Below are 23,869 nucleotides of genomic sequence, written 5' to 3'. Positions count from 1 at the left end.
ACATACCTCCCCACTTACTTCCCAATCCACTCACGCCTTAAAGCAAACAACTCCCGCAGCTCGCCTGTGGTCATCTCGGTAACCCAGTTCTCTCCCGCACCTACGATTTGTCGGCTAAGGCCGGATTTCTTCTCAATCATCTCATCGATTCGCTCTTCCAGTGTGCCCAGGGTGACGAACTTGTGCACCTGCACGTTGCGCGTCTGACCGATGCGGAAGGCCCGGTCCGTGGCCTGGTTCTCTACAGCAGGATTCCACCACCGGTCGAAGTGGAACACGTGGTTGGCCTCCGTCAGATTAAGCCCTGTCCCACCGGCCTTAAGCGAAAGGATGAAGACTCCGCTGGCCTCATCCCTTGAACGGCCCGATCCCGGCTCCTGGAACTGTGCAATCATCTCATCCCGCTTCTTCTTCGGCACGCCCCCATGCAGGAACGGCACCGCCTGTCCGAGTTCCCGCTCCAGAATCCCTTGCAGCAGCATACCCATCTCAACGAATTGCGTGAAGATCAAGCATTTATCTCCTTCCGAGCGCAGCTCGTCAATCATTTCCAACAGACGCGTGACCTTCGGGGATCGGCCTTCCTCTTCTCCCTGCGCCGCGGCGCCTTGCTCCTTCAAATACAGCGCTGGGTGATCGCAGATTTGCTTCAGCTTGGTCAGGGTGGCAAGAATTAGTCCCTTTTTCTCCATGCCAGTAAGCTCATCGATTCGATTCATCAACGACTCCACGACGTTCTCGTACAAGGAGGCCTGCTCCACGCTAAGTGACACGTACGCCTTGCTCTCCGTCTTATCCGGCAGATCGAGCTGAATGGTAGGATCCTTCTTAACGCGCCTCAGCAGGAAAGGCCGGATCAATCGCTGCACCTGTGCCACAAGCTCAGTATCCCCACTCTTCTCGATAGGATTGACGAATTTATGCGCAAATTCATTCAATGTACCCAAGTACCCCGGATTCATAAAATCAAAAATGGACCACAGCTCGGTCAATCGGTTCTCAATCGGTGTACCTGTTAACGCGATTCGATGCCCTGCCTCCAGCTTCCTGATCGCCGAGGATTGCTTGGTGTAGGCGTTTTTGATGTTTTGTGCCTCATCCAGTCCGATCGACTGCCAGCGAGCGGAAGAGAGCTCCTGCTCATCCAGCTGGGCAAGGGTATAGGAGGTCATCACAAGATCATACCCCGCTATCGACGCCGCAAACTCCTCCCCCTTCGCCCGCTGCGGCCCGTAATGAAGGTGTACACGCATCGACGGAGCGAAGCGCTCCAGCTCCTTCTGCCAGTTCCCGAGCACCGAGGTCGGGCAGATTAATAGGGCAGGAGCCGTCTGAGGACGCCCCGCCGCTTGATCCTGTTCCTTAGCCCCTAGGAGATACGCTATGAACTGAACGGTCTTCCCAAGCCCCATATCGTCGGCGAGACAGGCACCCAGTCCGAACCTACGCATGAACAGCAGCCAGGACATACCTTCCTTCTGATACCTCCGTAGATCCGCTTGTAGCATAGCAGAAGGCTCCGCAATCGGAATTCGCTCCGTCTGCTCCAGCTGATGCATGATCTCGGCTACGTGCTTGTTCAGCTCAACTTCGATCCGGAGCAGCTCCTCCTGATCCCCACCGTCCTGCGCCTCCTCAGAGGCTCCGAGCAAATGAAGCTCCATGACCTCCCGGAAGGTGAGTCCGTCCTTCTCGACCCGCTTCATTGCCTGCTGAAGCTGCTTTAGGAAAGCAGGGTCGAGCTGAACCCAGCGGCCTCGGATGAATAGAAGCCTCTTTTTCTCCGCTGCGATCTGGTGAAACTCTTCTTCGCTGAGCTCAACGCCCCCCATGGCAATTTTCCAATCAAATTGAATGATCTGATCAAGTCCGAACATGGAGCTGCGAGCCGAGCCAACGGACGATTTCAGCTTCGCCTTGAGCCGCGGCTTCTGTCTCTTCAGCTCTTCCCACCACGCAGGAAGCATAACGGAATACCCCGCCTGCAGCAGCTTCAGACTGCCCTCGTTCAAGAAATCCCACGCCATTTCGTCGCTAAGGTCGCTCACGACTTCGCCCGATGCACCCTCAAGCTCCGGCAGGATGCCTAGAAGCCGCTCTAGATGCCCAGGAATTCGCCTTTCAACCTGTTCCTTCCATTCCTCCGGAAGCTGCGTTACCGCCAGGACATCTGCCACTCCCGGCTCCGATTCCACCAGGAATCCGGCTCTCTGCTTATCCTGCAGAACGAGACGAAGGCTCCAATCCTCCAAACCCAACCCATCAGGTTCAACCAATTGAAAGCAGGTGCGAAACGGAACCTCATCCTTTTTCCACTCGACTGCGGTTAACCATTCATCTTCATTCAAAATAAATCCGCTGACCCGCGTCTCACGTTCTTCCTCGTCCAATTCTTGCAGCTGCGGCACTTCTGCCACAAGTTCCTCCCAAGCTTTGGATACACTAGCCTCCTCGCGAATCAGCTGCACGAGAGCCGAGCTAAACCATGCGTCCACATCTATCGACACCCCGGTCGCCTGCTCCCGCAGCTCCGTGAACGCCCTCTCCTTGTCTTCCGGCAGCATCAGCCTCCATCCAGGCGTACCCCTCTGCCAAGAATCGCTGTCCGGGACATACCAGCCCTTTTCAAGGGCTTCCAAGAAGACCCGTGCAACCCTACCTGCTATATCCAACCCACCGCTCCATTCGACAGGCAGATGTAGTATCGCAGCTGGAGCCGCCAAATACTCAGCCGCCGCCCAAGGTGAGAGAAGAAGCGCATGCTCGAACTTTTGAACTCCCTGCTTCAGCGTAGCTCCATAGAAGCTGCGATGATGCCAAGCAAACAAACGGACTCGCAGTTCATGAACAGGCAAATGTGCCCCGTTCTCGTCTTCAGCCCATATTGCCCATTCTCCGCTCTCCAGCTGCCGGCCTTGCACCTGAATCGTCCTGATCCCTTGCATCAGCTCTCCCCTCCCTTCTTCAGCTTACCCAGCTCCTCCTGAAAAGCACGCAGCCTTGCATACTTCTGCGTCAAATGCTCCAAGTACTTCTCCCAGCGGTCAGTTTGTTTGAGAGAACGATAATGCTGCCTCAGCTTTCGCAACAAGCGGATCGCCGTTTTGTAGGCTTGTCTATTTTTCAAAGCGATGTTCTGCTCCGTACTAAGATGATACCAAGGCAGCAGCAGCTCCCGTTGCTTCGTTTCGATTTCCTTGAAATCAGCCACCCGGTAATCGAGTGGCGAATAGCCGGCGGCCATGTTCATATCGATCCATTCCCGGTACTGCCCCCGTTCCATCAGGTACGTGGTGTAATAATCGTGGCTGCCCGGCAATGCCGCAAATACCGCTTGTCTCCACTGGCTCTCTACAGGACGATGCTCCATCAGCTTTTCCCAGAACGAAAAATAAACGGGAATCACCCCGGCCCCCGTATGACGAGTTTTGGGCAGCAGCCATTCCAACCACATCTGCAATCGGTCCCAAGTGCCTGAGTGCACCATCCCGTGAAGGTATGGAAAAAGAAAACCGAACGACTTGCTGTACATGCTTCCGATCAACCTCATAGCACGCTGGTCCTCCTGTACCCGCATCTCGAAGAACAGCAGCGCCAGCTTTAATCGGTCCGTATAGTGAGGAGAATCCGTTCCCGTTGTTTCCTCCAGAGCTTGATGCAGTCTCTCGATTTCCTTGTCGACCAGTGCCTGTACCTGCGTAAGCAGCAAGCCCCATATCATCGCATACACGTCCGACCAGTACATATAGCTTGATTCTCTGGGAAAAGCATAAGCGGCCAAGGATTTCGCCGTCCCCTCTGCAAAGGACAATACGAGCACATAGCCAGAAGACCCTCCATTAAACTCGTGAAGCCGACTGGAAATCTCATCGTAGCATTGATTGGCGATCTTTTTATATTGCTCCATCAACTGATAGTACTGACTGTAATGGTATCGATAATGATGCTGCTGGACCGAATCCGTCAGCCTCATAACAAACAAATACACCTGGATCTCATATATAAGTCGATAAGCTGGCTCCCACATCTCCGCGATAGGATGAAGCTCCTCGGTAACCTGCGGAAGCAGCTTAGGCAGATCATGGGGCTTGGCAAAGCGTTCCACTCGATAACGGCTCTCAAAGTAACGCTGCCACTCAATTGGCATGCCTTGCTCACTAGGAGGAGGGATCATCTCTTCCTTGGAAACCGTCGCCGTCCTTCCCTTTGCAGAAGCCGCAGATAGCAATGGTAACCCCCGGTTTGCCATCAGCTCGTTCAACGCGTTCATTGCATCGGTTGTACTTCGGACTGACCTTTGTCCCCACGCATTACCTCCCGGCTTCAGCAGCTTATAAGGGTCCAGTCCCGATTTGTCGCATACCTCAAAGATCAGGGCAGCCATATGCTTGCAGTAGCCGTCATACGGACAATCGCACTCGCTTTGCGGCAGCTTATTCAGGTTGACCTCCACATCATACACTTCCGTACCGGCCACGCTACCATAAATGACTCCGCTCTCTTCATATTCCGCCTCTAAGACGGCACCCCTCTCGAAATACGCCCAGCCCCGCTCCAGAATGGAATAGGAAAAATAACGATAAACCAGTTGGGTCAGCTCCGCCATGGTCAGCTGCACGATCTGTCACCTCCGTTCGGCGTTTTGTTCGCATAACCTATATTATAGCATGCAGAGCCGTGACAGCATACAAAAAGGCAGCATCCCCGTTACCGGGAATGCTGCCCTTGAGCAGGGTCGGATATTAGAATCCGCCCATGCCACCCATACCGCCCATGCCGCCCATATCAGGCATAGCAGGCTTATCTTTTTCTGGCTTGTCAGCGATAACCGCTTCAGTTGTCAGGAACATAGCCGCAACGGAAGCTGCGTTCTGCAAAGCGGAACGAGTTACCTTCGCAGGGTCAACGATACCCGCTTCGAACATGTTCACCCACTCGCCGGTTGCTGCGTTGTAGCCGATGCCTACAGCTTCCTTCTTCAGGCGCTCAACGATGACGGAGCCTTCTTGACCTGCGTTAGCAGCGATCGTACGTACAGGCTCTTCCAGAGCGCGCAGAACGATGTTTACGCCGGTTTGCTCGTCGCCGCCTACTTGTACTGCCGCTACAGCGTTGTATACGTTCACGAGGGCTGTACCGCCGCCGGATACGATACCTTCTTCAACCGCCGCGCGAGTTGCGTTCAGAGCGTCTTCGATGCGAAGCTTGCGCTCTTTCAGCTCCGTCTCGGTTGCAGCACCTACTTTGATTACCGCTACGCCGCCGGCAAGCTTAGCAAGACGCTCTTGCAGCTTCTCACGGTCGAAGTCGGAAGTAGTTTCTTCCAGCTGGGAACGGATTTGGGATACGCGCGCGCCAATATCCTTCTTGTCGCCAGCGCCATCAACGATGATAGTGTTTTCTTTCGTTACGCGAATTTGACGAGCGGAACCGAGCTGGTCAGGACGAGTGGACTTCAGCTCCAGGCCGAGCTCCTCTGTGATTACTTGGCCGCCGGTCAGAGCAGCGATATCCTGCAGCATAGCTTTGCGGCGGTCGCCGAAGCCAGGTGCTTTTACCGCTACGCATGTGAAAGTACCGCGCAGTCTGTTCACTACGAGTGTAGCCAGCGCTTCGCCTTCTACGTCTTCAGCGATGATCAAGAGCTGCTTACCGGATTGAACAACCTTCTCCAGAACAGGCAGGATCTCTTGGATGTTGCCGATTTTCTTATCTGTGATCAAGATGAACGGGTTATCCAGAACCGCTTCCATCTTGTCTGTGTCCGTAATCATGTAAGGAGAGATGTAGCCGCGGTCGAATTGCATACCTTCTACAACTTCCAGCTCTGTAGCGAAGCCTTTGGACTCTTCTACGGTGATAACGCCGTCTTTGCCCACTTTTTCCATAGCTTCAGCGATCAGTTGACCTACTTCATCGTCAGCAGCGGAGATCGCAGCAACTTGAGCGATGGATTGCTTGCCTTCGATTGGCTTCGCGATGTTCTTCAGCTCTTCTACAGCTGCTTTAACCGCACGATCGATACCTTTGCGAACGACCATTGGGTTAGCGCCTGCAGTTACGTTCTTCAGACCCTCGCGGATCATCGCTTGAGCAAGGACAGTAGCTGTTGTTGTACCGTCACCGGCAACATCGTTTGTCTTCGTAGCTACTTCTTTAACCAGCTGCGCACCCATGTTCTCGAATGCGTCTTCCAGCTCGATTTCCTTCGCGATGGTTACACCGTCGTTGGTGATGAGCGGGCTGCCGAACTTTTTCTCCAAAACTACGTTACGGCCTTTAGGACCGAGTGTTACTTTTACGGCATTCGCAAGCGCGTCGACACCACGAAGCATCGAGCGGCGAGCTTCTTCACTGAAACGGATTTCTTTAGCCATTGTGTAGAACCCTCCCGATTAATTGGATTGTGTATTTGGTCGTTCGCATAATTCGTTAAGTATGTGGAAAACTTGATTTACGGAATCTTTTCCCCTGACAGTTATGCCAAGATCGCGAGGATGTCGCTCTCACGCATAATCAGCAGCTCGCGGCCGTCGAACTTTACTTCGGTACCGGCGTACTTGGAGTAAATGACACGGTCGCCTTCCTTCACTTCAAGCGGAATGCGCTGTCCGTCTTTGAGTGTACCGCTGCCCACAGCTACGATTTTGCCTTCTTGCGGCTTTTCTTTCGCCGTGTCTGGCAGGACGATACCGCTTGCTGTCGTTTCCTCCTTAGCGATAGCTTCGATTACTACGCGATCACCCAACGGTTTGATCATGAGAAAATAGCCTCCTTTAAATTGGTGGTTCAGTGTTTGCAATTTTATTAGCACTCTTAACTGTTTAGTGCTAACAACACTTTTTATAATAATGATTTTGGAGATATTTTGCAAGTGGTTTTCTCTACTTTTTCACACCTCCTACATTGTCCCCATGGATTGGTAATTTATTCACTCGGTAGCTGCTCTTACATAACGTACTTTCATGCCGCTATTTCATACCACGAAAGCTCATGCAAGCCTCCATCCGCCTCTTTAGCGCACCTGTGTGCCGTTATCCTTTCCTTAGTCCTGTAAAATCCAGCAGTAACGGCACGACATGCCGCTATTCGTACCACGAAAGCTCCTGCAAGCCTCCATCCGCCTCTTTAGCGCACCTGTGTGCCGTTATCCACTCCTTAAATCTGTAAAATCCAGCAGTAACGGCACGCTATGCCGCTATTCATACCACAAAAGCTCATTCAAGCCTCCATCCGCCTCTTTAGCGCACCTGTGTGCCGTTATCTTCTCCTTAGTCCTGTAAAATCCAGCAGTAACGGTACGCCATGCCGCTATTCGTACCACGAAAGCTCATGCAAGCCTCCATCCGCCTCATTAGCGCATCTGCGTGCCGTTATCCACTCCTTAAATCTGTTTAATCCAGTAATGGCTATTCAACTCCCCCCGACTGAGCCAACGGGATAAGCACCTAAGGCTTACGCCCACCCAATACATAACAAAAAAGCCCTAGAATCATCATTCTAGGACTCTTCCCTATTCCGGTTAGCCGGGTCCAGCTGTTCCCGCTCCCACTCCATATCCTGCTTCAGCTGTTTGCGGTAAATGATCCCCGACATGATCACACTGAACTCATACAGCAAAATCATCGGCAGCGAAACGAGAATAGCCGAGGTGGCATCCGGCGGCGTAATCATCGTAGCTACCACAACGAGCAAGAGATATGCATAACGGCGCAGCTTCTTTAGCAGCACCGGATTCAGAATCCGAAGCTTCGTCAGAAACATCACCACTAGAGGCAGCTCAAACAAGAGCGACAGAGGAATCAGAATATTGAACATGAAAGAAAAATACTCCGAAATCCCGTACGTTTCCTGCAGGTGAAGCTTTTGCGTAATTGTTGAAGTAAACAAAAACGCCATTCGGAAAACGACGAAATACCCGAACGCCAATCCGATCAGAATCAAAACGAACGCGAACGGAATATACAGCAGCGTCGCCTTTTGCTCCGCCGGCTTCAATCCGGGCTTCAGAAAAGCCCATACCTGATACAAAGTAAAGGGCAGCGTAATAATGAGCCCCGTAACCAGTGCAACGTTCATGTAGATTTTAATCGCATCCCACGGGTTAAAGACATTCAAGCCGATTTGATCGGCCGGCGGAATGCTCTGAAGATAAGTGATCAGCGGCTGGGCGTACACGAGCCCTACAACCATGCCGACGACCAGAACAAGAAGCACCCAGATGATGCGCTTGCGCAGCTCGCCCAGGTGCTCTACAAGAGACATGCCGTCTTCCTGATGTTCCATGCGAAGTTTCACCAACCCGTTATGTTAAAATGGTGCCACCTTACAGCCTCAATCCGGCAAACGGCGATTATCCGCCGCCGGCTTCTCCGGCTGTCCTGCCGCAGCTTGCGGCTGCTCTGCAGACGGCTGAGCCGGGGCCTCCGCTGCCGGCGGCGTCACATCCTTGCGCGGCTGCTGCTGGGCCGGCTGCTCCGTCTCATCCGTGGACATCAAGTCACGGGCTCCCTGTTTAAACTCCCGCAGTGTACGACCTAGGGCACGCCCGAGCTCCGGCAGCTTTGCTGGGCCGAACAGCAGCAGCGCGATCAAGGCAATCAGCAAAATTTCTCCAAATCCTAAATTTCCGAACATGACTTTCCTTCCTCCTTCCTGTGAAGCACAGGCGTTAGCATCCGAGCAGTCCGCCATAGCCCATTTCCGTTATATCCGATCGAACAATGGTTTCCCCTGCACATATTCTCGGCAATAAAACATCAAACGACGTATAAGGGTCATGCATAACACAGCCGGGCAGTCCCATGATCGGGACCTCTCCTTCGAGGTATCCCATCAGCAGCATCGACCCGGGAAGCATCGGCGTGCCGTAGCTTACAATCCGGGCGCCGGCCTGCTTAATCGCTCCTGGCGTCCGGTCATCGGGATCCACCGACATCCCGCCCGTCACGAGAATCAGATCCACCCGGTCCTCATGAAGAAAGCGATGGATCTCCTGCACGATAACTTCGCTCTCGTCCGGCGCAAGCCGCTGGTCCACCACCTCGGAGCCGAGCGCCGCAACCTTTTGCTTCACGACGGGACCGAATTTATCCGTAATCCGTCCCTTAAACACTTCGCTGCCGGTGGTGATGATTCCGACTCGCAGCTTCCGGAACGGCTTGACCTCCACAAGAGGCTCCCCATCGCCCGCAGCGGCAATCCGTTCCGCTTCCTCGATCCGGGCCTCCTCCATCACAAGGGGTATGACCCGAGTCCCCATGAGTGCTTGCCCCGGTTGAACCACCGTATTGGTCCTAATCGTCGACATAATGATCTGATCCAGCGAATTGACTTGATCAATAAGCTGCTTGTTGATTTTCGCCAAGCCGTGAATGGTCGATTTCAGCGTGATTTTGCCCTCATGGGGCTGCGTCAGCTCGACATGCTTGCCCCGCGCGGCCGTCGCCAAACGCAAGGCCGCCTCATCCTCGTGCAGATACCCTTCCGCCAGCTTCAAGGTGTAGATATGCTCCTTGCCAATGCTGAGCAATGCCGGTATATCCTCTTCCGTGATCACATGCCCTTTACGAAACATGCGTCCCTTGAAGGTACCGGGAAGGATCTGCGTCAGATCATGAGCAAGGACCATGCCGATCGCGTCCTCTACCTTGACCTCCTGCAGCATGGCGTCAGGCTTCATTGCCGTGGTCCCCTTCCCGTCCGGTCAGGATGCCCAGCGCATGGGGAAGCTGATCCATGATGGCTAGCAGATTCTCCGAAACTCCCTTTGGACTTCCGGGGAGGTTGATAATCAGTGTGCGTCCGCGAATCCCGGAAACGGCCCTCGACAGCATGGCTCGAGGCGTCTTTTGCATCGAGATCATACGCATGGCCTCGGCGAAGCCCGGTGCCTGACGGTCGATAACGGCCAGCGTCGCTTCCGGCGTCACATCGCGAATCGCAAGACCCGTGCCGCCGGTCGTCAGAATCAGATCCGCCCTGAAATAATCGGTCATCTCGATCAACGCGGCCATGATCTCATCCTTCTCGTCAGGCACAACGCGGTATTCGATGATTTCCCCATGAATCTCCTCTTCAATCAGCTCCCGGATCACCTGTGCACTAGTGTCTTCTCTTTCTCCACGGAATCCCCGGTCGCTTGCGGTTAAGATAGCCACTTTCCAGCGCATAAGCCTGCTCCTCTCCAGAATGTACTTCCTTTATCTAGTCTCCTAAATGGTAATCCCCGCTCTTCCCGCCGGTTTTCGTCACCAGCAGCGTCGGGCCGATCTGCATCCCCTTTTCCGCCGCTTTGCACATGTCATAAACAGTGAGAGCAGCAGCGGAAACGGCTGTGAGTGCCTCCATCTCCACACCGGTTAATCCCTTTGTTTTTACCGTTGCTTCAATATATAGCTCATTCGTCCCGTTATCGGCAAAGCTGACATCCACTCCGGTCAAAGAGAGCGGATGGCACATTGGAATCCAGTCGGAGGTTTTCTTCGCCGCCATAATGGCTGCAACCTGAGAGACCGCCAGCACATCCCCTTTGCCGATGCGGCCCTCCTTAATCAAGGCCAACGTATCCGGCCTCATTGTTACCGTCGTCTTCGCTGTAGCCGTACGGCTTGTTTCCTGCTTCTCCGAGATATCCACCATCCGTGCGCGGCCCTGCTCGTTAAAATGCGTTAAATCCGCCATCCTAGCGCACTCCTCAGTCTAAAATTTCGAAGGCAGCTGCCGGTTCGGGGTTATCACCCTGGATTCCGTAATCAGCTCGTCGATGCGAAAATCAAACAGTCCCATTGGCACCTCGCGAATGATTTGCTGCTCGAAGGCCGCTGCAATAATATAAGGCTTCGGCAGCCTTGATCGAACATACTGCTGCATGAAGCGGTCGTAGAAGCCTCCGCCATAGCCAAGCCGTCCCATCCGCAAATCAAAGGACAAGCCCGGCACCAGCGTGACGTCAACCTGCCTCAGCTCCGTCACCTGCGGCAGCGACATTCGCGGCTCCCGGATGCCCCAGCTGCCCTGCTCCAGATCCTCATAGGAACGTATCTCGTAAAGCTTCATTTGCTTGTTAGCCGGAAATACCCTGGGAACCACGACACGAATCCCGCGCTTCCAGCAAGTCTCCATCACCGGCGTGACATCCACCTCGGTTTTGACCGGCATATACGTAAACAGCGTCGGACGGTGCCCCAGCTCCCGCTCCGCCTCCGGCCGAAGCAGCTCCCCCAGCCGCTCCATCACCTTCCTGCTGATCAGAGCGGATTTGCTGCGGTGTTCCTCAGCCGTCAAAGCCGCCCGCCGTGCTTCCGCTTCCTTTCTCAGCTCGATTTTGCGTTCTTTGATATTCATGTAAGGTCTTCCTTTGTCTTAGTCGATCTATGGTTTCTTATTAGTGTAACATACATTGCTTCGTTCGGAAAATGCACCTTGGGCCCCTCCAAGAAAAAAGCCGTGATTTATGATACACTCTTAATAGATTTGTCAGAATTGGGGGATTAGGTACATGCTTTTGCAGGTGTCTGGAATTACGAAGAGCTACGGAGTCAATACCGTGCTTTCTAATATATCGCTCCAAATCGAGCCGAGGGAACGGATCGGTCTTGTCGGCGTCAACGGGGCGGGGAAATCTACGCTGCTGCAGATCATAGCAGGAGAAATGTCATATGATAGCGGCGATATTTTTAAAGCGAAGGAAACCAAGATCGGCTATCTAAAGCAGAACAGCGGCTTGCACTCGGATCGCTCGATCGAAGCGGAAATGCGCAGCGTATTCGCTCACCTGCTGGATACGGAGGCTGAGCTTCGCAAGCTGGAGGAGCAGATGGCGGACCCCGCTGTGCTGGCTGATGAGAAAAAGTATGAGGAGACGATGGGGCGTTATGCGGCGCGCTCGGAATGGTTCCGGGAGCAAGGCGGCTACGAGATGGAAGCCAAAATCCGCGGCGTACTGCACGGAATGGGCTTCGGCGACTTCGATCCGGCTACTCCGGTCAACACGCTGAGCGGCGGTCAGAAGACACGGCTGGCGCTGGCCAAAATGCTGCTGCAGGCACCCGACCTGCTAATGCTTGACGAGCCGACGAACCATCTGGATATCGCTACGCTCACCTGGCTGGAGGGGTATCTGCGATCCTACAGCGGCGCCATTCTTGTCGTATCCCACGACCGCTACTTCCTGGACGCTCTGGTCGGTGCGATCTATGAAATCGAGCGTACGACCTCCCGCCGATATACAGGGAACTATTCCCGCTATGTTGAGATTAAAGAGGCCAACTACGAGGTTGAGCTGAAGCATTATGAAAAGCAGCAGGAGGAGATCGCGAAGCTGGAGGACTTCATCCAGCGCAATATTGTACGTGCTTCCACCACAAAGCGGGCGCAAAGCCGCCGGAAGATGCTTGAAAAGATGGACCGGATCGATAAGCCGCTGGGAGATTTGAAGCGCGCCAGCTTTGCCTTCGAAGTCGAACAGATGACCGGGCGGGATGTGCTGCAGCTGGAGCATGTCGCTGTCGGCTATGAGGAGCATAAACCGCTTTCCCGAAACATTTCCTTTGAGCTGAAACGAGGCGAAACCGCGGCACTGATCGGCCCGAACGGGATAGGCAAATCGACGCTCCTTAAGGCGCTGATCGGACGGCTGGAGCCGCAAGCCGGTTCGATTCGTTGGGGAGCTAACGTGAAGATCGGTTACTACGACCAGGAGCAGACGGGACTCAATCCCCAGAATACGATTTTGGATGAAGTGTGGAGTGCTTTTCCTCATGTGGAAGAAGCGCGGATCCGGTCGGTGCTGGGAAACTTCCTGTTCAGCGGCGAGGATGTATTTAAGAAGATCAGTTCTCTCAGCGGCGGCGAGAAAGCGCGGGTGTCTCTGGCCAAGCTCATGCTGGAAAAAGCGAACGTGCTGATCCTGGACGAGCCGACCAACCACCTCGATCTCTATAGTAAAGAAGTGCTGGAATCGGCTTTGATCGATTATGAAGGCACCCTGCTCTTCATCTCTCATGACCGTTACTTCTTGAACAAAATGGCCGAGCGCATGCTGGAGCTGTCGCCGCAAGGGGTATCTGCGTATTTCGGCAACTATGACGACTATGTGGAGAAAAAACAGGAGCTCGCCGAAATGGAGCTGCTTCGCCAGGAGCAGGAAGCGGCCAGACGCAGTGCTGCTGCCGGGGCAGCATTGACCTCGGCGCCGGCTGCGGGCAACGATTACGAGGCGGGTAAGCAAGCCAAACGCGAGGAGCGAAATCGCCAAAGGCGTCTGGAGCAGCTGGAGCAGCAGATTGCGCAGCTGGAGTCCGACATCGGCGAGCTGGAGTCGGAACTGACGGAGCCGGATGTGTATAACAACTATGTCCTTGTACAAGAGAAGAATGAGTTGATCGAGAAGAAAAAAGTCGAGCTCGCGGATTGCTACGAGCAGTGGGAACAGCTCGCAGAATAGATGAAACGGAGGATCACGATCCGCTGCACTTCGCAGCGTGAATCGCGATCCTCCGCTCTTTTTCCAACAGAAACAACCACGGTTCGCCTCAATCCCGTTTTATCGACACCCCACGACAACGGGCTGCTCGGCGCTATCCACAGGTGTACAACTTTCTCTACATTCCTCCAGCGGTTCCCTTCCTCTTGTTGATAAGCGTCGAACGGCAAGGGGAAGCAGCTATTCAACCGGTTGATATGACAAGCTTTCTCCTGCCTTGACCGCAAATGACAGCATCCCTCGGACGTTTCTTGGACTCGTACCCACACATGATCCAATAGTGGCAATCACAGACAATATCCACAAGATTATCCCCAGAAAAAGATGTCATTTTCCCTAGAAAAAACAGGCTTTTTCTTCGAATCCACAGCCTTATCCACATTATCCACAATTGAGCTGTGAAAAACTATTCCCATCCCATCGGGATAAGTTTGTCCTCCAATTCCGCTTTGCAGCGGGCTTTTTCAGACTTACCCACATTATACACAGGGGCTGTGGATAAGTCATATCCACAGCCCCTGCAGCTTCCTTTTAGGATACGCTTGCCTTTACAGCCTTTTCCATGCTTCCCTCCGCTGCCGACCGTTGTCGATTGTAGTCTCTCGCAGCCTGATTGCAGGCAGCCATAAAGGCATGCGCCGCAGCGAGCAAAATATCCCGATGCTCCGCGACCCCGCGATAGCTTTTTTCTTCGACCATTATCGTAATGATCGCCTCTCCGTTCGCCTCTTCCCCGGAGGACAAGGAGTACAGCTCCAAATCAGAGAACTTGACCTCAAACGGAAGCGCCTGCTTGATTCCTGCGACCACCGCCTCCACCGGCCCGGCGCCTGTCCCTGTGTACACCGTTTCCTGCCCGGTGGTATGGTCTGCAATTGTGCAGGAAGCCATACGATGACCTGTATTGCCAGTCACCAGCTGCACGGACACCAGACTATACGGCTCCAAGGATACATTGACCGCATGACCGACCAGTCCCAGCAGCTGATGATCGTGAACCACCTTCTGGCGATCCGCCAGCTCCTTGAAGGCTTCGTACACTTCCTCTACCTGTGTTTCAGTCATTTCTACACCGAATTGGCCGATCCTGTGCTTAATGGCATGGCGGCCGGAATGCTTGCCCAGAATGATCATGCTGCGGGGAATGCCCAGCTTCTCGGGATCCATAATCTCATAGGTGCTGCGGTTCTTCAGCAAGCCGTCCTGATGAATGCCCGCTTCGTGCTGGAAGGCATTCCGCCCAACGATCGGTTTGTTGAAGGCGATCGGGAAGCTCATCGACCGGCTTACCATTTGCGACGTTTCGTAAATATGCTCGGCGCGAATGCCCGTTTCCACGCCCATTGCCTCACCGCGAGTCTCAATGGCCATCACCAGCTCCTCCATAGAGCAGTTTCCGGCACGTTCTCCTACCCCGTTCACCGTTACTTCGACGTGAGTAACGCCGTTCTGAATGGCTGCCAGACTGTTGGCTACGGCAAGACCCAAGTCGTTGTGGCAATGGGCGCTGTATTCCACCTTATCGCCGCCGCGGACATTTTTCCTCACCCGGGAGAACATGGCGCCGTACTCTTCCGGAAGCGCGTAACCGACCGTATCGGGGATGTTAATGATCGTAGCGCCTTCAGCGATAACCGCCTCGATCATCTCGAACAGGAACTCATCCCCGGTTCTCGTCGCATCCATCGGCGAAAATTCAACGCGGTCCACGAACTGCTTGGCGTGGGCTACCATCTCGCGGGCCATTTGAATCACCTGCTCACGCGATTTGCGAAGCTGGAAGTCCAAATGGATGCTTGAGGAGGACAGGAACATATGCAGCCTGCGCCGCTCCGCATCCTGGGTCGCCTTGACCGCCGCATCGATATCGCCTTTCACGGCTCGAGCGAAGCCGCAAATTTCTACGCTGCGGATTTCACGTGAAATTTGCTGCACCGCGGCAAAATCCCCCGGGCTAGAGATCGGAAAGCCCGGCTCGATCACGTCCACGCCCAGCTTTGCCAGCTGCCTTGCGATGACAATTTTTTGCTCCGGCCTTAACATGGCGCCCGGCGCTTGTTCCCCGTCTCTCAAAGTGGTATCGAAAATGGTAATTTTACGTTTATGGTTTGTTGCTGTTGTGTTTGTCATAGGATATTCCTCCTTGGAATTTTGGGTCATCTATGCAAAAAAGCCCGCCGTCTCCTGAAAAACTCAAGAGACGACAGGCTCTAACCTACCGCGGTACCACTCTGATTGACTCCTACGTGCAGTAAGAGTCCGCTCAATCCCCGTATCGTGGGGCGAATCCGTCATAACCTACTTAAGACTTCGGCCGATGCGCGCTATCCGCCGAGTCCCCTGTTCCGTTATGCCGCTCCCGGGCGAGCTTCAAGCTTCCTGCTTACTGCGTCGCACCACCCCGCAGCTCTCTGATAAGCCGATTCGCTTTACTACTCCCGTTCCTCGCGTTAAAATTTTTAGTTAGCTTACGTGGAGATGATTGTTTTTAGCAGCGACTTTTGACGAAGTCAACGGAGCGCTAAAAATAATCATCGAAACATCAAAAAAACCTGCCGCCTCTTATAAACATAAGAGACGACAGGCTGATCAACCTATCGCGGTACCACTCTTGTTGCCCCGCATTCTCATGCGAAGCCCCTCAGCGTGCCATCGGCTGAATGCTCCGATCCGCACCGCCCGATCACGGGGGCGACCCGTTGAGGCTTACAAAGCACTCCCGCTAGCAGAGAGTCCCTTCAGCTTCACCGCTCCCGGGCGAGGTTCACCGATTCCTTGACTGCGTTGCACCAACCCGCAGCTCTCTGGCAAGGAAGATCAGGTTACTGGCTCCCGTTCGTTGCGTTTACAGATATTGTTTGTGATTATAGTATGCACATAAACGAAAGTCAATACATCATTCCGCCCTTTTTCATAAAATTTAGAAAAAATGTAAAAAGCCCCGATGCTCGAATCGATTCGAACACCGGAGCTAGTAAACCAACCTGGATTAGTGACCGGTCAGGAAGAAATAACGGGCCACGATCAATACCGCCAAAACCCACATCAGCCAATGTACACGGTACTTGCCTTTGCCGCCCAATTGAGCTGCGGTTGCAAGAACCACATACGTCACGATACCGAAGGAGATCCCGTTGGCGATGTTATATGTGAAAGGCATCAGGGCAATCGTCAGGAACGAAGGAATCGCATAGACGAAATCCTGGAAATCAATTTCCTTTACAGCCTGCATCATCAGCACGCCGACTACGATCAGCGCAGCCGCAGTAGCCGAGCCCGGAACCAGGGCAGCAATCGGAGCCAAGAACAGGGCAAGCAGGAAGCATACGCCTGTCGTTACCGCCGTCAAACCAGTGCGTCCGCCTTCAGCAACACCGGCGGAGCTTTCCACGAAAGCCGTCACCGTACTGGTACCGACCAGCGCACCGGCGCTGACGCCGACGGCATCCACCATCATCGCCTTGCCGACCTTCTTGTTGCCTTCTTCCTTGTTCTTCATGAAGCCGGCGCGGTTGGCCGTACCGACCAGCGTACCGAACGTATCAAACAGCTCTACGAAAGTGAAGGTCAAAATAACGGAAATAATCCCCGCATTCATAATACCAGCAAAATCAAAATGGCCGAAGTTCAACATTCCAAAATCCGGAACCCAAGTCGTCTTAGGATCCGATAACATGCCAAGATTCACTTGGCCCATGAAGTAACCGATCACCGTCGTAAGCAGGATCCCGATCAGAATCGCGCCGCGCACCTGCAGCACCATCAGAATCGCTATCGCCAAGATACCAATGATGGTCAGAATGACAGCCGGATTGTGCAGACTGCCCATATGAATGACCGTTTCGAAGCCCAGTACGTCCGTGTATTGATGCGCAGGAATCGGATTTTGCGATTCCACGGCAACCGTCATGATGCCGCTGTTCTTCAAACCGATAATCGTAATAAACAAACCGATACCGACTGTAATCGAATGCTTGATGCTGTCAGGAACCGCAACGAGCAAAATTTGGCGAACCTTCGTCACCGTCAGCACGATAAAAATCAAACCGGACAAAAATACAGCCGTAAGAGCCATTTGCGCTGTAAATTGACCTTGGGAAGATAACACAACCGTAGCAAAATAAGCATTAAGTCCCATCCCCGGAGCAAGCGCCACCGGAAAGTTCACGAACAAGCCCATCGCAATCGTCATCACGCCTGCCGCGATTGCTGTGGCCAAGAACACCGACGTCCAGTCGAGTCCTGTCGCCCCGCTCTTAAATGCACTTAAGATGTCCGGGTTGACGGCCAGTATATAAGCCATCGTCATGAACGTGGTGAGACCGGCCATAATCTCGGTGCGTACCGTCGTGCCGTTCTCCTTTAGCTTAAAAAACCGATCCATTCCTCAAATCCCCCTCAGCGGTTTGTGGAACAACGACAAAAACCCAGGTTCGTATGCCCCTGGGCTCCCCAAGCAAAAAGAAAGCTGCACGCGCCCCATGGCGGTCCACCATTCTTCTTCTTGTTCGTAGCCAGATCATTTACGGTGACCTCGTAGAAACTCCCAGGCCGATTCCCGGGATTATACGAAACTGTTATTCCCTTATTTTTCAACACTTATTCTAAGAGTCATGACGAAATTTGTCAACGGGTTTTTCCGAACATTCGTGTATTCCCATGCTCTTCCTGTTCGGAAAAAGAAAGACCCAGCCGCTCCTTACCGGAGAGACTAGGTCCGTTATCATTATTCCCACTCGATGGTAGCCGGTGGTTTGGAGGTGATATCGTACACGACGCGGTTCACGTTGTCGACTTCATTTACGATGCGCACGGAGATTTTCTCCAGCACATCCCACGGAATACGCGCCCAGTCGGCTGTCATCCCGTCGATGGAAGTCACCGCGCGAATGCCGACGGTGTAGGAATAGGTCCGGGCATCGCCCATAACACCTACACTCTTCATGTTCGGCAGCGCCGTGAAATACTGCCAGATCTCGCGATCGAGGCCGGCTTTGGCGATTTCGTCGCGCAGGATGGCATCCGAATCGCGAACGATTTTCAGCTTGTCCTCGGTTACCTCGCCCAGTACGCGAATCGCCAGACCAGGACCCGGGAACGGCTGGCGCCATACGATCTCAGCAGGCAAGCCGCACTCTTCCCCTACCTTGCGGACTTCATCCTTGAACAGCGTCTTCAAAGGCTCTACCAGCTTGAACTTCATGTCCTCCGGCAAGCCGCCGACATTATGGTGCGACTTGATGGTTTGGGCGGTTGCCGTGCCGCTCTCAACAATATCCGTATAGAGCGTACCTTGTGCAAGGAATGCAAAGTCGTCGAACTTCGCCGATTCTTCCTCAAACACGCGGATAAATTCGTTACCGATAATTTTGCGCTTTTGCTCCGGATCATCGACACCCGCGAGCTTGCTCATGAAACGCTCCCGAGCATCGATCTTCACAACCGTCAGACCGAACTTGCCGACAAAGGTTTCCATGACGCTTTCGGCTTCGCCCTTGCGCAGCAAGCCATGGTCGATAAACATACAGGTCAGCTGGGACCCGATCGCCTTATGGATCAGCATGGCTACAACGGAGGAATCTACGCCGCCGCTTAGCGCACACAGCACCTTCTCTTGCCCAACCTCCGCACGAATGTCCTTCACCGTGTCCTCAATCCACGTCTCCATGCTCCAGTTGCCCTCGCAGCCGCAGATGCGATAAAGGAAGTTGTGAATCATTTCGTTCCCGTAGACGGAATGGCGAACCTCCGGATGGAACTGGACCGCAAACATCCGCTTCTCCGGATGGCTCATCGCCGCTACCGGGGCATGCTCCGTGCTGGCATCCAGCACAAAGCCTTCCGGCAGGTCCACGACGAGGTCGCTGTGGCTCATCCAGACCGTTTGCTTCTTCTCAAGACCGTGCACCAGGTGGCAGGCATCGTTGAAATCCACTTCAGCCTTGCCGTACTCCCGCTTTCCTGCCCGTTCCACTTTGCCTTGCAGCTGGTGCGCCATCATCTGCATGCCGTAGCAAATGCCGAGGATCGGCAAACCCAAGTTGTAGATTTCAGGATCTACAAGAGGGGAGTTCTCCCCGTACACACTAGCCGGACCTCCGGAGAAGACGATTCCTTTCGGCTGCAGTGCTTTGATTTTCTCCACAGGCGTGTTGTAAGGAACTAGCTCGCTATACACACCCATATCCCGGATCCGGCGCGCGATCAACTGGTTATACTGTCCGCCAAAGTCGAGCACCACAATAATTTCATTCGGCTTGTCCATGATTTCCTCCATTTGTTTATATTTGTTCTTCCCATGAGTAACGCTAACGTCCTTGAGACTTGAGACGCTTCGTTACCCTTCGGTCATGCGAAGCGGTATAGAGCCAAAAGCGATATACGTTCAATATGACTAAATTCAATAGACAATATTATAAGCTTCCGTTTCTTAAACAGCAATGCCCACCCCGGAAAAAGTATACGAAGGCCTGTTTCTCCTGTTGATATCTGGATAACTCTGGCTTGCGTACAGTGCACAGGAAGTGGGGATAAGCTTGATTGAGGCGGTCGCTGCCTTGTGTGGATATGTGGAGAGGCTAGCGATTCAAGTGAACAAATATGGATGTTTGAAAATGGAGATTAGGCGGCGTGCACAGGTGGATAATTCGGAGGGAGGTTGATGAGGGTGTGGAGGAGATTTTGGGCGCGGTGGTGGGAGGCGGATAAGATGGGCGGAGGAAGGCAATGGTTGGCTGGATTGGTGGGATGGGGAAACCCCAAAAAAAGAGGAGCCCTAGGCTCCCCCAACCGGAAGGATCAATGTTTTGATGCTTTGCACCGTTTCAGCTGCTGCCACGCCTCGTATAAGCTGCGCCGATTCACCTGAGAGCACCGAATTCCCTCCCGCTCGTATCGCAAGACCTCCAGCTGCCGAATAAAATGCAGCCAAGCCTGTCGAGAGGACTCCTCTTGCCCGGCATGTTTTGCAGCGTATTCCCGCAAGGTTTGCGTATTTGAACTGCGCCCATAGGTACGCTCAATCCGCTTCCAAAGACGTTCACCGTAAAGGAGAATCGCCCGGTGCCGTAAGCTGACGAAAAAGAGCTGAGGCCCCATGTCACCCTGCTGCTGAACCGCTCCGGCAGCAACAGTCTTCCGCCAATGCCGCCAAGAAAAGGCCAAAAGCAGAAGCATTCCCATCATCGGCAGCAGCACCGTCCCCGCCATAACGTAGACAAGCTCGCGTTTACCGATCGAAGCGATGTAGAACATTGTTCTGTCGGCAGCTTCTGCAGCAAGCACGGCTGCCTGCCTGACAAGCGGGGCTAGTCGTTGGACCATAGTTCCCTCTGAGCCGTTAGCTGCAACTGCGGCACTAGCGTTTGCCGAAGCCGTAGAGCTTACGTTGGTGGTGGCTGCCGCCACGGCTGTCAAAGCCTGCGTTCCGTTACCGGTTAACGCTCCCCCGGAGAAACCGGGCGTCGGCTCGAACGGAACCCATCCGTAGGACGGGAAATACACCTCCACCCAAGAGTGAGCATCCTTATTACGCACTTCAACCGTGTATTGCGGTTTGCCGTCCCTCTGCTCGATGTTGCTGACATCCCCCGGAGCAAACCCCTTGACCCAGCGGGCCGGCACACCCGAAGCACGCAACAGCACGACCATAGCGGAGGAAAAATGATCGCAATAGCCGGCCTTCTGCTCAAAGAGAAACCGATCGACCAGATCTTCGTCTCTCTTTGGAATCCGGGAAGTGTCCAGAGCGTACTTATATTTTTCCTGCAAATACCGCACGACAGCCTCCGTCTTCTCCAGCTGCGTTCCACCGGACGACGTAAGGGTCCCGGCCAAGCTCCTGACGCGTTCCGGCAAGCCTTCCGGAAGCTGCAGATACTTCGACTTCATTTCGGGGGACAGCAGTTCGGACGCAGGAAGGATCGCTGAGGCATCCGGCGGCGTCAGCACCGTAACCCGATAAGACATCATCGGGTCTACCATAGACGGAACCGTATACTTCCCGGACTCCCCTCCAAGCCAAACCCAGTCCGCCGCAATGGGACGTCCATCCGCGGTGCTCATCGCATCCACACTTGTTATTTCTCCGCCGGTAAATAACTGCCGGGCCAACCGAGGATCATGGAAACGGATCTCCTGTGTAAGCAGCTCTTTACTGCGGTGGATCGGGTCCTCGGGATTGGCCATGGCGGCTCCATTGAGATTTTGAACGCGGGCGCCTTCGGGCTCCGTCCAGCCGTGCCCGGTATAGTAGCTCTTGGATTCGCCCCGCCAGTAGGTCAGCTTAGGGGTTACCGCGGTAAACGCCTGCTTATCATCCAAGGTAAGCGGCTGTCCCAAGAGTGTATCATCCGTACCGTACCCCGTCCTGGCTTGAGAAGCTCCTCCCTCCGAGCTGCCGTATTTTCCCGTAACCCACTGCTCCCAGGCCTGATATGACTTCGACATATCCATAGGGCGCATCTCGGCCGGATGCAGCATGCCGCCCAAGCTCCCCAGGATGACACAAACCAGGGCAAGCAAAAGGGGAGCACGAACCCCGGTGACCTTGCGACCTTCCGAATCCTCCCGCTGATAGGTCGGTTCATCGGACCATCGCCGCCAGATCCCCGATTGAATCCAGCCCTGCAGCAGCAGCCCGATTCCCACCGTCCGGATCACCGCATACCACAGATCCAGCTCAAACATCCACTGCAGGAAGCCGAGATACCCCAGCGTGAGCAGTACGAACCAGAACAAATAATGCCGCTCCAGCACAAAGGTTTGAACAATAGATATAAAAAAGGCCCAACCGGCCAAAAACAGCATCGTCCGCGTAGACGCCTCCCAAGCGCCCCAGCGGCCCTGCACGGCTTCAACGCCGTCCTGCGCCAGCTCCGCCGCCCACATCTCCCACCAGACGGGCTGCAGCGCCTGCGCCCCTCCGTGCAGGTAAGCGGTGACGCTGACAAGGAGCAGCACCTTGACCGGCCAGCCGACCCAGCCCGGCGGACGCATCGAATCGACCAGCAGGAGCAGCGCGAAGGCGACAATAAAGGGACCGATCATATACACCTCGGTCACCCGCGACAGCTGGCGCAGCGGATACAGCCATTCGAGCAGCAGCGAGAAAAGCAGGAAGCTCAGCGCCGCATTGCCGGCCCAGGTGGCCCGATAGCGGCGGGGCGAGCTATGCTCCGGCGATAGCATGGACACCCGCTCCTTTCGGCGGCGACGGCTCGGGAGCCGTCAGCAGCGTAACGCGGCAGCCGCAGGCTTCCAGCTGCCGCCTCCAGGCGTGCACGGCCCCGGACACCGCGCCCGGGCCGTGCACGTACACCACCTGCGCGGCGCCCCGGGGCAGCCGGCGCAGCAGCTCCGGCAGCTGCGCATCCGCGCGTGCCGTCACCAGCGTGACCGTCCCTCCGGCAGCCTGCTGCGCCTCGCGCAGCAGCAGCCCGCCCACGGGACGGTCATCGCTGCCCGGCACCGCGGCCAGCAGCCGCAGCAGCTCCGGGAGGCGCTCCCGGCGCTGCGCCTCCCACACCCGGCCTTGCCCGTCCGCGACGGCAAGGCGAACCCCCCGGCCAAGCTCAAGCGCTTGCTTGGCCAATCCCGCCGCGGCCTCGACCGCCGCCTCCAGCTTCAGCTCCGCCTCCGCGGAGCCCAGGCTGGAGGCGCCTCCGGCCGCGTCCAGCACCAGGAGCAGCCGCCCGGCGGCAGGCTGCTCCAGCTCCTTCGCGCGCAGGTCGCCCGTGCGCGCGCTGCTGCGCCAATGGATCCGGCGCAGCGGATCGCCTGGCGCATAAGGCCGGGTGCCGCTCACCTGCGGCACCTCCACCGGCCGCGCGTCGCCGCGGCCGCCGATCTCGCCCGCCGCCGCAGCGGCGGCAGCCCAAGGGCGGGGCAGCACGTACAGTGCCGCCGCCCCCTCCTCCAGCCTGCGCTCGAGGCGCAGCAGGCCGAAGGCATCGCCCGCGCGGACGACTACCGCGTCCGGCGCATACACGCCGCGCGACGGCGCCGTCATCCGTCCGCGGAACACCACCTCGCGGCGGCGGCCGGCCGGCACCGCGTCACGCATGACGAGGCACGCCTCCGTTACGGCGTGCAGCCAAATGATCTCCAGCCCGATCCACGTGCCCAAGAGAGGACGCCGGGCAAACCGCACCGCATAGCCGGCCTCCAGCCGTTCGCCGCGCACACAGGAGCCTGTACCGGAAAGAGCCTCCACCTGCACCGGACCGAGCCATTGCCAAACGACAAGCCCCAAGTAAGCCCATAAGAAACCAAGGGAATATACGACAAACCAGGCCGTCTGTCCGCCGCGATCCATGGCGAGCCACAAGGCGCCCGCCGTCACGATCAGCAGGCTGCCTATACGAAGAAAGTTACCCATCGGCC

Annotated in this window: 16 protein-coding genes, 1 riboswitch and 2 other annotated features; of the genes, 1 reads left to right on the top strand and 15 read right to left on the bottom strand. The window is 55.1% G+C overall.

The window, feature by feature from the left end; all coding sequences use genetic code 11:
* Positions 1 to 14 precede the first annotated feature (14 nt).
* The 10 genes from RAC89_RS14540 to RAC89_RS14495 form a co-directional block, all read right to left on the bottom strand.
* Entirely contained in the window at positions 15 to 2,945 is a 2,931-nt protein-coding gene (locus RAC89_RS14540) for a DEAD/DEAH box helicase (protein ID WP_306614280.1), read from the bottom strand.
* Positions 2,945 to 4,618: an SWIM zinc finger family protein gene (locus RAC89_RS14535; RefSeq protein ID WP_306614278.1), complete on the bottom strand. Its 1,674-nt coding sequence runs from the start codon at positions 4,616 to 4,618 to the stop codon at positions 2,945 to 2,947. The genes RAC89_RS14540 and RAC89_RS14535 overlap by 1 nt, the downstream gene beginning before the upstream one ends.
* Positions 4,619 to 4,742: 124 nt before the next feature.
* Entirely contained in the window at positions 4,743 to 6,377 is a 1,635-nt protein-coding gene (groL, locus tag RAC89_RS14530; RefSeq protein ID WP_306614276.1) for a chaperonin GroEL, read from the bottom strand.
* Positions 6,378 to 6,478: 101 nt separating this feature from the next.
* Positions 6,479 to 6,760 (bottom strand): co-chaperone GroES, encoded by a 282-nt coding sequence (gene groES, locus RAC89_RS14525; protein WP_284643811.1) that lies wholly within the window; start codon positions 6,758 to 6,760, stop codon positions 6,479 to 6,481.
* A 740-nt stretch (positions 6,761 to 7,500) separates the two neighbouring features.
* Positions 7,501 to 8,286 (bottom strand): twin-arginine translocase subunit TatC, encoded by a 786-nt coding sequence (gene tatC / locus RAC89_RS14520; RefSeq protein WP_306614275.1) that lies wholly within the window; start codon positions 8,284 to 8,286, stop codon positions 7,501 to 7,503.
* Between the two features lie 48 nt (positions 8,287 to 8,334).
* Positions 8,335 to 8,637 carry a twin-arginine translocase TatA/TatE family subunit gene (locus RAC89_RS14515; protein ID WP_306614273.1) on the bottom strand — a complete coding sequence of 101 codons (303 nt, stop codon included), beginning with the start codon at positions 8,635 to 8,637 and terminating at the stop codon, positions 8,335 to 8,337.
* Between the two features lie 34 nt (positions 8,638 to 8,671).
* Positions 8,672 to 9,682, bottom strand: a complete 1,011-nt coding sequence (locus RAC89_RS14510) for a molybdopterin-binding protein (RefSeq protein WP_306614271.1) — start codon at positions 9,680 to 9,682, stop codon at positions 8,672 to 8,674.
* Positions 9,672 to 10,172, bottom strand: coding sequence for a molybdopterin adenylyltransferase (gene mog / locus RAC89_RS14505; protein ID WP_284643805.1), 501 nt, complete (start codon positions 10,170 to 10,172; stop codon positions 9,672 to 9,674). The genes RAC89_RS14510 and mog overlap by 11 nt, the downstream gene beginning before the upstream one ends.
* Before the next feature lie 34 nt (positions 10,173 to 10,206).
* Complete coding sequence (gene moaC, locus RAC89_RS14500) at positions 10,207 to 10,683, bottom strand: cyclic pyranopterin monophosphate synthase MoaC (protein WP_306614269.1); 477 nt, start codon at positions 10,681 to 10,683, stop codon at positions 10,207 to 10,209.
* Between the two features lie 18 nt (positions 10,684 to 10,701).
* Complete coding sequence (locus RAC89_RS14495; protein ID WP_284643801.1) at positions 10,702 to 11,346, bottom strand: 5-formyltetrahydrofolate cyclo-ligase; 645 nt, start codon at positions 11,344 to 11,346, stop codon at positions 10,702 to 10,704.
* 154 nt (positions 11,347 to 11,500) lie between these two features.
* Between RAC89_RS14495 and RAC89_RS14490 the strand changes: the two genes are divergently transcribed.
* Entirely contained in the window at positions 11,501 to 13,447 is a 1,947-nt protein-coding gene (locus RAC89_RS14490; protein ID WP_306614267.1) for an ABC-F family ATP-binding cassette domain-containing protein, read from the top strand.
* A 570-nt stretch (positions 13,448 to 14,017) separates the two neighbouring features.
* On the opposite strand, the gene RAC89_RS14485 is transcribed toward RAC89_RS14490, so the two are convergent.
* From RAC89_RS14485 to RAC89_RS14465, 5 genes are all read right to left on the bottom strand, one after another.
* A complete protein-coding gene (locus RAC89_RS14485) occupies positions 14,018 to 15,616 on the bottom strand; it encodes a 2-isopropylmalate synthase (RefSeq protein ID WP_306614265.1) in 1,599 nt (532 codons plus the stop codon).
* A 63-nt stretch (positions 15,617 to 15,679) separates the two neighbouring features.
* Positions 15,680 to 15,941: a binding site (T-box leader), on the bottom strand.
* A gap of 115 nt (positions 15,942 to 16,056) precedes the next feature.
* Positions 16,057 to 16,335: a binding site (T-box leader), on the bottom strand.
* A 140-nt stretch (positions 16,336 to 16,475) separates the two neighbouring features.
* Entirely contained in the window at positions 16,476 to 17,870 is a 1,395-nt protein-coding gene (locus RAC89_RS14480; RefSeq protein ID WP_284643796.1) for an NCS2 family permease, read from the bottom strand.
* A 107-nt stretch (positions 17,871 to 17,977) separates the two neighbouring features.
* Positions 17,978 to 18,078: riboswitch (purine riboswitch) on the bottom strand.
* Positions 18,079 to 18,212: 134 nt separating this feature from the next.
* Positions 18,213 to 19,751 (bottom strand): glutamine-hydrolyzing GMP synthase, encoded by a 1,539-nt coding sequence (guaA, locus tag RAC89_RS14475; RefSeq protein ID WP_306614263.1) that lies wholly within the window; start codon positions 19,749 to 19,751, stop codon positions 18,213 to 18,215.
* 533 nt (positions 19,752 to 20,284) lie between these two features.
* The gene (locus tag RAC89_RS14470; RefSeq protein WP_306614261.1) at positions 20,285 to 22,675 is read right to left on the bottom strand and encodes a transglutaminase-like domain-containing protein; all 2,391 of its coding nucleotides are present in this window, start codon (positions 22,673 to 22,675) and stop codon (positions 20,285 to 20,287) included.
* Positions 22,656 to 23,864 carry a DUF58 domain-containing protein gene (locus RAC89_RS14465; protein WP_306614259.1) on the bottom strand — a complete coding sequence of 403 codons (1,209 nt, stop codon included), beginning with the start codon at positions 23,862 to 23,864 and terminating at the stop codon, positions 22,656 to 22,658. Before RAC89_RS14465 ends, RAC89_RS14470 begins: the two co-directional genes overlap by 20 nt.
* Positions 23,865 to 23,869 lie beyond the last annotated feature (5 nt).

The sequence above is a fragment of the Paenibacillus sp. GD4 genome (assembly GCF_030846225.1).
Taxonomy (GTDB): domain Bacteria; phylum Bacillota; class Bacilli; order Paenibacillales; family NBRC-103111; genus Paenibacillus_G; species Paenibacillus_G silviterrae.
This window is presented reverse-complemented; position numbering and strand designations above follow the sequence as displayed.

Excerpts from the sequence above, each read along its gene's own strand:
- RAC89_RS14510 (WP_306614271.1), bottom strand. The coding sequence starts at position 9,682 with ATGAAGCCTGACGCCATGCTGCAGGAGGTCAAGGTAGAGGACGCGATC.
- tatC (WP_306614275.1), bottom strand. The coding sequence starts at position 8,286 with ATGGAACATCAGGAAGACGGCATGTCTCTTGTAGAGCACCTGGGCGAG.
- RAC89_RS14480 (WP_284643796.1), bottom strand. The coding sequence starts at position 17,870 with ATGGATCGGTTTTTTAAGCTAAAGGAGAACGGCACGACGGTACGCACC.
- moaC (WP_306614269.1), bottom strand. The coding sequence starts at position 10,683 with ATGGCGGATTTAACGCATTTTAACGAGCAGGGCCGCGCACGGATGGTG.
- RAC89_RS14470 (WP_306614261.1), bottom strand. The coding sequence starts at position 22,675 with ATGCTATCGCCGGAGCATAGCTCGCCCCGCCGCTATCGGGCCACCTGG.
- guaA (WP_306614263.1), bottom strand. The coding sequence starts at position 19,751 with ATGGACAAGCCGAATGAAATTATTGTGGTGCTCGACTTTGGCGGACAG.
- groES (WP_284643811.1), bottom strand. The coding sequence starts at position 6,760 with ATGATCAAACCGTTGGGTGATCGCGTAGTAATCGAAGCTATCGCTAAG.
- RAC89_RS14540 (WP_306614280.1), bottom strand. The coding sequence starts at position 2,945 with ATGCAAGGGATCAGGACGATTCAGGTGCAAGGCCGGCAGCTGGAGAGC.
- RAC89_RS14465 (WP_306614259.1), bottom strand. The coding sequence starts at position 23,864 with ATGGGTAACTTTCTTCGTATAGGCAGCCTGCTGATCGTGACGGCGGGC.
- mog (WP_284643805.1), bottom strand. The coding sequence starts at position 10,172 with ATGCGCTGGAAAGTGGCTATCTTAACCGCAAGCGACCGGGGATTCCGT.
- RAC89_RS14490 (WP_306614267.1), top strand. The coding sequence starts at position 11,501 with ATGCTTTTGCAGGTGTCTGGAATTACGAAGAGCTACGGAGTCAATACC.
- RAC89_RS14495 (WP_284643801.1), bottom strand. The coding sequence starts at position 11,346 with ATGAATATCAAAGAACGCAAAATCGAGCTGAGAAAGGAAGCGGAAGCA.
- groL (WP_306614276.1), bottom strand. The coding sequence starts at position 6,377 with ATGGCTAAAGAAATCCGTTTCAGTGAAGAAGCTCGCCGCTCGATGCTT.
- RAC89_RS14485 (WP_306614265.1), bottom strand. The coding sequence starts at position 15,616 with ATGACAAACACAACAGCAACAAACCATAAACGTAAAATTACCATTTTC.
- RAC89_RS14515 (WP_306614273.1), bottom strand. The coding sequence starts at position 8,637 with ATGTTCGGAAATTTAGGATTTGGAGAAATTTTGCTGATTGCCTTGATC.